The sequence below is a fragment of the Vreelandella titanicae genome (assembly GCF_014697095.1).
Lineage (GTDB): Bacteria > Pseudomonadota > Gammaproteobacteria > Pseudomonadales > Halomonadaceae > Vreelandella > Vreelandella titanicae.
Window position 1 is genome coordinate 4,607,209 of sequence record NZ_CP059082.1, and the last position, 12,674, is coordinate 4,619,882.

Annotated in this window: 11 protein-coding genes; 4 read left to right on the top strand and 7 right to left on the bottom strand. The window is 55.4% G+C overall.

The window, feature by feature from the left end; translation table 11 throughout:
• Positions 1–110: 110 nt before the first annotated feature.
• Genes HZS52_RS21145 through HZS52_RS21160 form a run of 4 tightly spaced genes read right to left on the bottom strand, consistent with a single transcriptional unit; the run spans position 111 to position 4,754 of the window.
• Positions 111–467, bottom strand: coding sequence for an AtuA-related protein (locus tag HZS52_RS21145; protein ID WP_022520381.1), 357 nt, complete (start codon positions 465–467; stop codon positions 111–113).
• Entirely contained in the window at positions 454–1,860 is a 1,407-nt protein-coding gene (locus HZS52_RS21150) for an acyclic terpene utilization AtuA family protein (protein ID WP_190373603.1), read from the bottom strand. Before HZS52_RS21150 ends, HZS52_RS21145 begins: the two co-directional genes overlap by 14 nt.
• Positions 1,857–3,767: a TRAP transporter permease gene (locus tag HZS52_RS21155; RefSeq protein ID WP_223827986.1), complete on the bottom strand. Its 1,911-nt coding sequence runs from the start codon at positions 3,765–3,767 to the stop codon at positions 1,857–1,859. Before HZS52_RS21155 ends, HZS52_RS21150 begins: the two co-directional genes overlap by 4 nt.
• A gap of 21 nt (positions 3,768–3,788) precedes the next feature.
• Positions 3,789–4,754 (bottom strand): TAXI family TRAP transporter solute-binding subunit, encoded by a 966-nt coding sequence (locus HZS52_RS21160; RefSeq protein ID WP_190373605.1) that lies wholly within the window; start codon positions 4,752–4,754, stop codon positions 3,789–3,791.
• A 156-nt stretch (positions 4,755–4,910) separates the two neighbouring features.
• Here HZS52_RS21160 and HZS52_RS21165 point away from each other — a divergent pair, with 156 nt between their 5' ends.
• From HZS52_RS21165 to HZS52_RS21175, 3 genes are all read left to right on the top strand, one after another.
• Complete coding sequence (locus tag HZS52_RS21165) at positions 4,911–5,795, top strand: LysR family transcriptional regulator (protein WP_190373606.1); 885 nt, start codon at positions 4,911–4,913, stop codon at positions 5,793–5,795.
• 81 nt (positions 5,796–5,876) lie between these two features.
• A complete protein-coding gene (locus HZS52_RS21170; protein WP_190373607.1) occupies positions 5,877–7,211 on the top strand; it encodes a M20/M25/M40 family metallo-hydrolase in 1,335 nt (444 codons plus the stop codon).
• 378 nt (positions 7,212–7,589) lie between these two features.
• Positions 7,590–7,805 carry a hypothetical protein gene (locus tag HZS52_RS21175; protein ID WP_039860163.1) on the top strand — a complete coding sequence of 72 codons (216 nt, stop codon included), beginning with the start codon at positions 7,590–7,592 and terminating at the stop codon, positions 7,803–7,805.
• A 402-nt stretch (positions 7,806–8,207) separates the two neighbouring features.
• Here HZS52_RS21175 and HZS52_RS21180 read toward each other — a convergent pair whose 3' ends face one another.
• Both HZS52_RS21180 and HZS52_RS21185 read right to left on the bottom strand, forming a co-directional pair.
• Entirely contained in the window at positions 8,208–8,945 is a 738-nt protein-coding gene (locus tag HZS52_RS21180; RefSeq protein ID WP_190373608.1) for a glutaredoxin, read from the bottom strand.
• Between the two features lie 173 nt (positions 8,946–9,118).
• A complete protein-coding gene (locus HZS52_RS21185; RefSeq protein ID WP_190373609.1) occupies positions 9,119–9,805 on the bottom strand; it encodes a type 1 glutamine amidotransferase domain-containing protein in 687 nt (228 codons plus the stop codon).
• A 93-nt stretch (positions 9,806–9,898) separates the two neighbouring features.
• Here HZS52_RS21185 and HZS52_RS21190 point away from each other — a divergent pair, with 93 nt between their 5' ends.
• Positions 9,899–10,678, top strand: a complete 780-nt coding sequence (locus HZS52_RS21190) for a CLCA_X family protein (protein ID WP_190373610.1) — start codon at positions 9,899–9,901, stop codon at positions 10,676–10,678.
• 60 nt (positions 10,679–10,738) lie between these two features.
• Here the strand turns inward: HZS52_RS21190 and HZS52_RS21195 are convergent, their stop codons facing one another.
• Complete coding sequence (locus HZS52_RS21195; RefSeq protein WP_223827987.1) at positions 10,739–12,652, bottom strand: TRAP transporter permease; 1,914 nt, start codon at positions 12,650–12,652, stop codon at positions 10,739–10,741.
• Between the last annotated feature and the right edge of the window lie 22 nt (positions 12,653–12,674).

A 12,674-nucleotide genomic window follows, 5' to 3' on the forward strand; every position in this document is an offset into this window, starting at 1 on the left:
GACGACTGAGCGGACGTTATGTTAATTAGCGTGCGTATTTTATCGTCATAGTAAGGCCTTTCAGGCAGCGGGTCATGACCACCTAAGTCGAGGAGCGAGGTTAAAAAGGCCTAGCTCGCATCAACCTCCATGCTTAACAGCAAAAACGATAGCGTCTTGCCATGCCCATCCAAGTTGAGCGCGCCATTAACGCCGCCCTGCAGCACGTCATCGATCACGAAGTTCATGCCCGCCAAATTAGGCAAAGGGTAACGCCGCACTCGGCTGGCACCACGATGAGCAAACAGCGCCAGCACACGCTCCTCGGTTACCTGCTCCAGCAGGGTGGTGTAATGGTCTGGGTCATAGGCAAACAGTGCCACGTTTAGCCGTTCCCCCTTATCACCTGCGCGGGCATGGGCGAGTTGATGAAGAGCGACTGAGGTATCCGGGCGCACCGTTGTTTGCGTGTGGTCAGCTTGCAGCATAACGTTCACTCCTACGTTCGCCGAGCGGCGACGATTCAAACAGGCTGGCATGAGCATTAACGTCGCTACGTTTGACCAAATAAGAGGCGGTAAATACTCGCCTTTGAAATTGGCGCCGCACGCCACCGCCACCCGCGGGCCCGGCACAATAAAGCGCCAATAGCTCCTGGGTGGCGCGGGCTACCCAGCGCCGCTCGCTGTGCTCGGCCGCCAGTCGCAGCCGATAATCGCCGCTGGCAGACGCTGAAGCGCTACGCTGCAGCTCACCGCTATCGCTATCGAATACGCTGGCCAAGCCAATGATATCCAAGCGGGTACGCAGCTCAGCAGGGGCTCGAAACACCAATCGTTCACGCAGTACCTGCGCTGCAAGCTGGGCTCGTGCCAAGGCGTTCGGGCCGGCATAGGAGATTTCCGCCTCGCCCTGCCAACCGCCTTCATAGCACACGGTGGTTTTTAGCCGCTCAGGCGCAGGCTTGCCGCGAATTCCTGTCACCTCCACGCGATTGGGTGACAACTGACGCACCTCGGCGTGGGAAAGATCCACCGTGACATCCGGGGTTAGGTAATTCGCCGGGTCATGCACTTCGTAAAGCAGCTGTTCTTTCACCGTTTGCTCGGTAACACAGCCACCGGTATTGGCAGGCTTGGTAATAATAAGGCTGCCATCCTGCTCCACTTCAATAATCGGGTAGCCCACCGTGGCGAGCCCCGGCACGTCTTTAAAACCCGGATCGGCAAAGTAGCCGCCGCTCACCTGGGCGCCACACTCTGCTAAATGCCCCGCCATCATCCCGCAAGCCAGGCGATCCCAGTCGTCCCAACGCCAATCGAAGTGGTGCATCAGCGGCGCTAAAAACAGCGCCGGGTCGGCAACACGACCTGTAACCACTACATTCGCCTGCATGGCTAACGCCTCTGCCAGCGCCTTGGCACCCAGGTAGACATTGGCTGAGATCAGGGAGTCATCGCTTGGCAACTCCAGCCGCTCGGCCTCCCAGCGCTGTAAGTCCAAGCTATGTAGCTGCTGGCGGATATCGTCACCATGCACCTGGGCAATGCGCACATCCCCGCGCCCAAGCTGTGTCGCCAAGTCAGCAATTATCTGACAAGCACCACTGGGGTTCGCCGCACCAAAGTTGCCTAAAATCTTAATATCGTGATCCAGGCAGTCGCGCAGCACCGGCGCCAGCAGCTCGTCTAACAGCGGTTCAAACCCGCTTTCGGGATCATCACGCATCGCGCGATGGGCTGCCGCTAATGTCCGTTCACCCAGGGTTTCAAAAACCAGGGCAGAGGGTTGCTGACGTTTGATCAACTCTGCCACCACCGCCACGGCCGCATCGGTACGGTCACCTGAAAAGCCTGCGCCACTGCCTAATAAAAAGCTCATAGCTGTGTCTCCTTGGCCTGAAGAGAGTGGTGGTCGCCCGCGACAGGCTCCTGCTCGACTCTCAGCAGCGAGCGGCGGCGTATGAATAGCCCAATGATCAAGGCTAGCGCCGCCAGCGTGGTGAGCCAGCCGGGGGTCAGCGCAAGTCCAATCACCGCGATCAGCCCCAAGACATCGACCACGCGCTTACCCGTCATGGCTACCCGGGACATCAGTGCGGCAAACGCCATCACAAACACGACCCCTTGGCAGCTGGCCAGGACGATCTCCAGGGCAGAACCAAACCCCGCCAAGGCCGGGTAGATAAGCAGTAGGAAGGGAATGACATAGATAGCCGCCGCCAAGCGCACTGATTCAACCGCCGCAGGCAGCCAGTTGGTGTCGGCAATGCCTGAGGCCACGAACACCGCAATGCAGACAGGCGGTGTAATCACTGACAGGGTGGCGAAGTAGAAAACGAACAGGTGGGCAATCAGCGGCTCAACACCGATGGTGGTGAGCGCTGGCGCCAGTACTGATGCCACCAGCACATACGCTGCCGTGGTCGGAATCCCCATGCCCAAAATCAGACACACGCCGCCGACGATAAAGGCGACCAGGAACAGCGATTCGCCGCCCACCGTGACGATCAAGCTGGCTAAGGTCACACCGATGCCGGTCATACCGATCATCGCCACCAGAATCTGCGCCCCGGCCAGCAGCACGCCGATAATCACCATGCCTTTACCTGCATCGACTAAGCCTGCCACCAGCTTGCCGAGGATCTCGCGCAGCGGCATCTTAGCCATGAGCGCAAAAGGCACGAACGTTAGCACGGTCATTAAGATGCCGTAGAACGCCGACATTTGAATCGAGCGGCCGCTAAGCACGCCGTAAAACAGCCCGCCTAATGCAGCCAGAATGGGAATAATACGTTCAGGGCGTATCACGTCTGACCAGCTTGGCAGCTCATCGTCAGGCACTACCTGCAGTTGGCGGCGCTTGGCGACCAAGTGAATAGTGACAAACACCCCCAGGTAGAAAAGGATCGCGGGCAGCAAGGCCGCTAAGGCGATACGCAGGTAACTCTCACCGAGAATTTCCGCCATGATAAATGCCGCAGCACCAAGGATCGGCGGTGCGATTTGGCCGCCGGTCGAGGCCACCGCTTCTACCCCAGCCGCGAAGGGGCGTGGGTAGTTCAAGCGCTTCATCATGGGAATGGTGAAATTGCCCGTGGTGGCGACATTAGCCACCGCGCTACCGCTGACCATGCCAAACAGCCCGGAGGCCACCGTGGCCACTTTGGCAGCACCGCCCGGCGAGCGGCCGCTAATACGCAACGCCAGATCCATAAAGGTATTGCCGCCTCCGGTATGTAGCAGCAAACAGCCGAACAGTACGAAGGCAGCAATGGTCGTCGCAGCGACGCCCACCAGCATGCCCCACACGCCCAAGTCACCGAGGTAGATGGTTTCGGTCATGTAGTAAAGATCAAAGCCGCGGTGGCCAAGCGGCCCTGGAATGGCGGCCCCAAACCACGCGTAGGCTAATCCCACTAACACCAGCAGTGGAAAGATCACGCCGATGGCACGGCGTGACAACTCTAGAATAGCCACTAGCAGTACGCCGGTCAGCAGCATATCCCGAGGTGTTGCCCAGGGGAGTTCGACCAGAATTTGTTCGTAGTTAAGCGCCACATAGCTGCAGGCAACTACCACGCCCACTGCCAGCACCGCATCAATAGCGATGCCCAGCGGGCGCCAGCGCTTGCCTTGCCCTAACGGGTATACGGCAAGCCCTAGCAGGATGACCAGCGCGAGAAAGATGCTCCGCTGAATCAAACTCTCGAACGGCCCAGTGGCGGAGGTATAAAGGATTAGCCCACCCAGCAGGAGCGCCAAGCCTTTGGTGACTGTCTCGCGCATGATCATCTTCTCCGATTGGCCTTACTGAACAGGCTGCAAGGCATCGGGGATGTCGTACCCCTGCTCTTCGAAATAACGTGCAGCACCGGCGTGAAGTGGCACAGTGCCAACCTCCAACGTCATCTTCGCCATATCCGCGTCCTGCATGGCCGCAAAGGCGTTAACCTGCGGCTCCGGGTTTTCCATCACGGCTTTGACGATTTGATAGGCGGTTTCTTCATCCATATCCGGATGGGCGTGCACGGCCACACCAAAGGCCCAAGTGGTGTAGGCAGGAATTCCCTCTGCAGCCCCTTCAGGTACATCGACAATCGCCACATCGGGCATTTCGCTGCGCAGTGTGTCGGCCTGTTCTTGGTCGAGCGACAGCACGCTTATCGGTGTGAAAGTGGCGATGTCCATGGAGGAGCCATCCAGGCGTTCCCCGACACCTGACTTAACCGATCCCATCACGCGACCATCTTTCATGGCGTCAACCATGTCGGTGGTGGATCCACGTACATAATCCGGCTCGATGCCGAGTGCGCGCATTACCGCTTCGGTGGTTTTCTCAGTGGCTGACCCCGTAATGCCTGGATTGAAGCGCACACCGTTTAAGTCAGCGAAGGTTTCCACCTCGGCATCCTGGCGCATTACGGCATTCTGCGGTGCCACGGTGTAGACCCAGAGCAGGCGATTATCGACGGGGCGGCCTTCAAAATCCTCCTCGCCCGCGTAAGCGTGATAACCCGTATTGGTGGTCACCAGGCCCATATCGATTTGGTTGCGGCCTAAACGGCGCAGGTTATCCACCGTGGCGCCGGTTTCGGCAACCGAAGAACTGATTCCTTCGACTTGGTTATTAATAATCTGGTTAACCGCGACAAAGTAGCTGTAGTGGCTGGAGGAGCTTGAGGTAGAGCCGATCAACAGGCGCTCGTCAGCGTGAAGGGTAGCAGCGGCCAGCACCGTGGCGCTGGCCACCATGGCAGTAAGTAGCGTTTTCATCGTGTCTCCGAAGCTCGCTAGGCGAGCTATTGTTATTGTAGAGCGGTTTTTTATGTAAAACGGTGATCGCGACGAATCGAGTCACGTAAGCCAAGCATGGTGCTCCGGTTTAATTTTGTATATTGAATAGTTTTTAATTTATGTTTTACTTTCTAAATGAATCCAAGCATCCAGCAGTTGCGTGTTTTTGTAGCCGTCGCCCATTCCCGCAGCCTTGCAGAGGCCAGCGAGCGGATACACCTTTCCCAACCGGCGATCTCCATCGCGTTACGCAAACTTGAGGAAAGTGTGGGCGGCGCGCTGTTTGCCCGCACTACTCGCCAGCTTGCCCTCACACCGGAAGGCGAAGCCTTTCTGCCGGTTGCCGTGCGGCTATTGAATGATTGGAATGAAGCTTTTGAGGATCTTAACGACCAGTTTTCAAAACAGCGTGGCAAGGTGACGATCGCCGCCCTGCCCACCCTCGCAGCGGGTCTGTTTCCTCGAGTTATTAAGCGTTTCCATGAGGCCTATCCGCGCATCAACCTCAGCCTGCACGACGTGTTGGCCGAACAGATCAATCAGATGGTGCGCGAAGGCCGCGCTGACCTGGGGCTTTCAGTGCCGCCAAGCGATGCAGATGACCTGACGTTTGAGCCCGTCCTCGAAGATAGCTATGTGGCCGTTTGCCCCAGCGGGCACCCGCTGCTGGCACAATCGACAGTGGCCTGGAGACAGCTGGCTGAGTATCCGTTTATTGGCATTAATCGCCTTTCCAGCTCACGCCAGGATATTGACCGTATTATGCAGAGCGTGGGAGAGCGGCTGGATATTTTATGCGATGCGCGCCAGATCGCCACGGTAGGCCGCATGGTAGCTGCGGGATTAGGCATTAGCGTGCTGCCCTCGCTCAGTTTTCGTCAAATTGCCGCCGATGGGATTGAGTACCGCCCGCTGGTCGAGCCAACCATTCGCCGTGAGCTGGGCATTATATTGAGCCGCCGTCACCCTCCTTCCGCCGCCACCAGCGCCCTGCGCGAGCTAATTCATCACCATGTATAAGCGGCTTTCTCTACACACCGTGCGGGAATCTGGCAGACTAGAGGTGATTAACATCCACCTAAAAATGAGTGAGCGACAACGATGAGCGATACTGCAAAACCCTGGACACAGCCAATGCCCGACGCGCAGTTCAAACTGATGCGCGATATTCTTGCCGCCCCCAGCCCCGTCGGTCTGGAAGCCGCCATGACTTACGGCGTGCTCAAACCGCATTTTGAGAGCTTTGCACCTAAAAGCTGGCACCTTCACCAGTTCAAGGGCAACGCGGGCGTGGTTCTGGACACTCACCCTGGCCGTGACGACATGTTCAAGGTCATGCTGATCGGCCATGCGGATAAAATCCGCATGCAGGTGCGCTCGATTGGTGAGGACGGCAAGATCTGGATCAACACGGACTCCTTCCTGCCCACCGTGCTTATCGGCCATGAGGTGAAGCTGTTTAGCGAAGACCCGGACGCCCCCGGCAGCTACCGCTGCATTGAAGGCGGCACGGTAGAAGCACTGGGCGCGATTCACTTCTCCGATCCTGCCCAGCGCGATGGCAGCAAAGGGCTGAAAAAAGAGCAGATCTACCTGGATCTACAGATCCACGGTGAGAATAAAAAGCAACAGGTGCTGAACCTGGGTGTACGCCCTGGCGATTCGATTATTTTCGACCGCCCTATCCGCCCAGGCTTTAGTCCTAATACGTTCTACGGCGCTTACCTGGATAACGGCCTAGGCTGCTTTGTGACCGCCGAAGTGGCACGTTTGATCGCCGAAGCAGGGGGCACGAAAAATGTGCGCGTGCTGTTTGCGATTGCCAGCTACGAAGAGATTGGCCGTTTCGGTAGCCGCGTGATGGCGGGCGAAATGAAGCCGGATGCGTTGATTGGCGTCGATGTAAATCACGACTATGTAGCTGCTCCTGGCATCGGCGACAAGCGCATGCAGCCGTTAGAGATGGGCAAAGGCTTCACCATGGCGGTGGGCTCGATTGCCAGTGAACAGCTCAATCGGATTATCGCCACCGCCGCTAAAGAGCAGGACATTCCGCTACAGCGCGATATTGTCGGTGTGGATACGGGTACCGATGGCATGGCAGGCGTACTGGCATCTATTGACAGTGCCGCTACCTCGATTGGCTTCCCTATCCGCAACATGCACACCATCTCAGAAACAGGCCATACCCAGGATGTGCTGGCGGCTATTCACGCCCTCACCCATACCCTGCAAGCCTTGGATGCCATGCCTGACCTACAGCGTGAATTCCTGGATAACCACCCGCGCTTAGACCAAGCGAGCCCGCTCACCCATCAAGGCGGCGCCAAGCCTGACAGAGAGGAGGAAGACAGCAAAGACGAGAGTAGCAGCGAAGGCAAAACAGTTAGCCATGGCAACGACAGTAAGAAAAGTAAGAAAAAAGCGAAGAAATAAAACAAGCGTATAAAAAAAGAAGCCCCGGCCACTCCCTGGCTGGGGCTTTGTCAAACCTTCCTTGATTCGTCTTCACAAACATCCTGTTTGTGCATCCATGAGCGTAAGCTTCCCTAGCTTTATCTTCCCTGTTGCCACTTCCTTATGCTGTGTACTCACAGTGAACCTTAAAACACTCTATTTATCTAACCTATGTTATTAAATCGGAAAAAATTTATCTTTTTTTATTCAGATTAACTGCACCTATTTAAAGCACGCTTTTTTATATGGCACATATGCCTTGCAGCGCTATACTATTAAAAGTATCGGCAACGATGCTACTCTACACGGACGTTACCACGCCTGAACCATCATCTAACCTAATGGTAGGAGGTCAGCGTGCGAGACATTATTATTAGCAGCAAAGTCAACGGGCTGGATGTCATCTGTCGTCATTGTGGTAACTCAGAGTCACCCAAAGACCCGTTTTTGAACCGCTTCCGTTTAGAAGGCACCGGTAAAGACAGTACCACCGTACGCTGCCTGAACTGTCAAACAGCGGTTGAAATACCCTTGAGTGAATTAAGCTCGCTTTATTATCACTACGCTTGCTAAAGTAAGCACTTGCTAACTTTAGCGCTTGTTATAAAAAGGCTTATTTCATCACCACTGTCCTTTTATTATCACAAGCAATGCATTGTTAATAAAAACGTCATAAGAGCTTAATTAACTTGTTATTTATGTCGAGGGAAAAAAACCCGGCCACTCCTTGGCCGGGTTTTCATCTGTTCTTCCCTGATCTTGCACCACAAACATCCTGTTTGTGCATCCTTGTGCTACACAAGCAATCCTTGCTTGTTCTTCCCTATCGCGAGTTCCCTTCGCTGTGTGCACACAGTGCGCTTTATAACAGCGGGTTTATCTAACCTGTGATATGTAGCGGCAAATAAATTGTTTTTTAACGGATTTTTGGATTTTAAATAGCATTTTAACCAAGCAAGTTTTTGACGACGATTGTTATAGCAACATTTTCAGCGGCATCCATAGCCCCATCAGCACCATGGCGATATTTTCTGTCAGCGATACAAACCCTAGTGGCACATTGCTGCTTCCGCCAACGCAAGCGCATTTCAGCTCACGCTTATCCACATATACGGCTTTAAAAACCGACACCGCGCCCACCGTGCCGATAAACAGCGCCAGCGGTGCTGCCAGCCAAAGCATGGCACCGGCCAGCATTAGTATCCCTGCCAGGGTTTCTGCGTAGGGGTACACATAGCTGTAAGGGACATAGCGCTGAGCCAGTAAGTCGTAGTTAAGGAACATCGAGCTAAAACTCTCTACATCCTGCAGCTTCTGCAAACCCAGCAGCACCATGGCCGTGGCCACCACATACTCAGGCATTCGTGCCGCCACTAAGGTGCCATTGGCAACCCAACTAACCGCCAGACCTATGAGCAAAGCGATCACAAAAATCGCGATCACCGGCCGATAGGAAGTCTCTTTTGCACTCGGCACGCTCATGCCTAAATGCTCACGCACCTCTTCATAGCCGCCAATACGTTTATCACCGATATAGGTTTGCGGAGTGGTATCGACATTCTCCTGGGCCTTGAACGCTTCAATTTCATCTCGGGATGTAAGCGGATGGTCATCGACCTGATAGCCTTTGCGTTTTAACAAATCGACTGTTTTCATACCGAATGGGCAGAGATGTTCCGCTGTTTTCATCCGATAGACGCGTGCTGTCTCCATGTTAGTCGCCTCCTTGTTGCGCTGCTGAGAACTGCGCTGTTGAGCACATAGCTACTTAAAAATAAATAACCTATCTCCCTATAAGCATAGTCAGAATCTAATCGGCACCCAAAAATACAAACGGCGAGGAGAGCCTCGCCGTCGTCACCAAACCCGGTATTAATACCGGAGGGTTATTTCGCCAGCCACGCCATTAGCGTTTCAGCCGTGAGCGCTGAGGAAGGAGGGTTTTGCCCGGTGATCAGTTGGCCATCCTCACGTACGTAAGGAGTGAAATCATCCGCTTTACTATAAATCCCGCCGCACTTTTGCAAGGCATCTTCAACGAGATGCGGCACGATATTGGTCAAGCCAACGGCCTCTTCTTCGCCGTTGGTGAAGCCTGTTACCTGGCGGCCTTTTACCAGCGGTTCACCTGCGCTGTCTTTAGCATTTACCAACACTATCGGCGCGTGACAAACCGAGGTAACCGGCTTGCCTTGGGCGATAAAGGTTTCGATCAAGCGAATCGAGTCCGCGTCGTCAACGAGATCCCATAGCGGGCCGTGGCCCCCAGGGTAGAATACCGCATCGAAATCATCAGCCTTCATGTCGCTCAAGCGATGGGTAGCGGCAAGCTCCGCGTTAGCTTTTTCATCTTGCTTAAAGCGGCGCGTTTCATCGGTTTGGCTATCGTCTGCGTCGCTTTTGGGGTCAAGCGGCGGCTGCCCACCCTTGGGCGATGCCAACGTTACTTCAGCACCCGCGTCTTTAAAGACATAATAAGGGGCTGCCAGCTCTTCGAGCCAAAAACCGGTTTTATTACCGGTATCGCCCAACTGATCGTGAGACGTTAGTACTACTAAAATACGCTTGCTCATATCTCTCTCCTGACGGTGGAAAATGAGGCAATTAAAATGCGTTACGGTTAGTTAGTGGGGGTCTGGATGGCGGAATGCAAGGAGAAACGACAAGTGAACATCGAAGCGCGGGATTTTTATCGCAGTGGTCCTGACCATCGCCAGGGGCAAGCCAGCAGTTTTGCCCTGATCCGGCGTCAGTTTGATTTTCGCTCCATTGAGATTGGACGCTGGGTAACCAACGCTGAGCGCGACCGTGCCGCGGAGCTGTTTCATGATGCACTGTGCGATCTTATGTTGATTTTACAGGGAACAGAGGCGTTGATTTCCCTACGCGGCTCAATCGCGCTGCAGTACGGCAGCGGTGGTCGACCGGGTGTTTCTGCCCACTATGACCCCAGCCAACGCAGTTTTGCGCTGGCTAAAAACGCTGGCCCCGGCAGCATTGCCCACGAGTGGTTTCATGCTTTTGATCACTACATCGTCAGCAAGTGTTTTCGCGGCACACCCGTCGGTATGTTCGCCTCTACCGCTTGGCTAGCTGATGCAACGCCCATTGCACACCCTCTGAATCAATTATTGATGGACTGCTTCAAAGCTATTCTGCTGCAGCCAGCAGGCGATCAGCCTAGCGAGCTGTTTCAGCACTCGGTGCAGGTGGATAAAAAACTTGGACAGCTCTATTACAGTAAACCCGAAGAGCTCTGCGCACGCGCCTTTGAAGGGTTTGTGCAAGATGCGGCCATCACCAATCACTTCCTGGTCAAAGGCACCAAGGCCTCTCCTGAAGCGGAAAGAGGTCTTTACCCACGGGGCGCACAGCGGGAACAGATCAATGCAGCGTTCAGCGACTACTTTGGCAGGCTGGGGAAAGCGTTGCGGAATGCAGAGTAAGCATGACGGCGCTCGACAGGCTCTGCTGCCGAACGCCGTGGGTGTATAAAACAGCTTCACCTAGGTAGAGCACTTCGTAATATCTGCGCGTTTCGTGGTGTGCAGCACCGCCATCAGATAGCACAATGCAAGCACTAGAAAGCCCAGCAGGTCACTGATCCATTCGGGGTAGATCATCAGCGCGGCAGGTATCAGCAGTGCACAACGCATGCGCACTCCCACCAAACCTATTCGATAAAGGTATCCTTCCATCGCCGCTGCCACCAACCAGATCGCGGTCATGGCTGTAAAAGCGGAGGCCATCACGCTCAACAGGGGGCCCTGCAAAATCAGCGATGGGTTGAGCACAAACAGGAACGGCAGTACGAACAGCACGGCTCCCAACCGCACGGCATGCAGGCTCGTTCGGGTACTGTTGGCGCCCGCAACACCGGCCGCAGTAATGGCGGCCAGCGCCACGGGTGGCGTGATATAGGAGAGCATTCCCCAGTAAAGAATGAACAGATGGCTGGCAAGAGGATTGAGACCAGCACCCACCAGCGCTGGCGCAAGCAGGATCGACAGGAATATGTAGCATGCGCTGACCGTCATTCCCATCCCGAGGATAAAGCTGGTAATCGCACCCGCCGCCAGCATCAGGGGAATGCTGTCACCTGCATACAACAGCAGTTCGCGAGAGAAAGCTCCTGCAACCCCCGTATAGGAAAGCCCACCGACCACCAAACCGATACCGGCCAAAACGGCGACCAGACTCCCCACCCCGTGTGCCAACTGATAGAAAAAATCCAGCAGTTGGCTGATACGCAGCCGCTGCTGACGGCGTACCAGTGCAATCGCCAGCAATATCAGGGTGGCATAGTAAGGCGCCTGGCTTTCCAGACGCATGACAAGCAGCATGTAGATCAGCACGCCCAAACTGAGTAGGTACGGCCATCCAGAGAGCAGCGTGTCACGCACCCTGGGAATATCCTTGGCGGGCATGCCCATGAGGCCTTTGCGGGCAGCATAGTTATCTACCTGAAGCAGCAGGGCCAGGTAGAAGAGCACCGCAGGCAGCAACGCCGCCAGCATTACCTCACCGTAACTGACGCCTAGGAAGGAAGCCATGATGAAGGCAACGGCCCCCATAACGGGCGGCATCAAGGTTCCGCCCGTGGAGGCGCACGCCTCTACGGCAGCGGCATATTCGCGTGAATAGCCACTGCGCTTCATGGCAGGAATGGTAATTGTCCCTGTGGTCAGGATATTGGATACCGCACTACCGGATAAGCTGCCCATGAAGGCACTGGAAACGACGGCCACCTTGGCGGGCCCGCCGCGGCTTCGGCCCATCAATGCAGTGGCGAAATTCATAAAGAACTCACCGCCACCGGTGATGGTTAGCGCAATCCCAAATACGACGAAGCCGATAATCAGGTTGGCGACGACCTGCATCGGCACGCCCACAATGCTTTCCGCCCCCATGACATGGGCTCGGATGGTTTCCCCCCATCCAAAACCGTTACTCCACAGGAAACCAGGCATGTGGCCTGCATAGAGCGGATAGAGCCCAAACAGCAGTGCCACGGCAAAAATCGCCCAGCCACCACAGCGACGAACGCCCTCCAGCACCAGTAGCAGCATCATCGTTGCCACCAGCGTGGCTTCGAGCGGGGCGAAATACTCCCACCCTTGCTGGGTCATGCGCAGGCCATTAAGGCCGAGGTAGATGGCGCCGCCAAGAGCAGCCCCCGCCAGCACCCAGTCATACCAGGGAAGGCGTTCAGTATCAGCCTTGCGAGCCGGAAAGATCAGTAGTGCCGCCGATAGGAACAGCCCTATCAGATAGTAGATGAAGGCATTACCGATCGGATAGAACCCCAACAGCTTGAGGGCAAAGGTTTGGTTGATCGTCATCAACAGACCAACGGCCCCCAATCCCATCACTATCCACCTTGCCGAACCTTCCAATCGCTCTTGACTTGAATTGCTCATGATGTCGCTCCCAGTTACACAT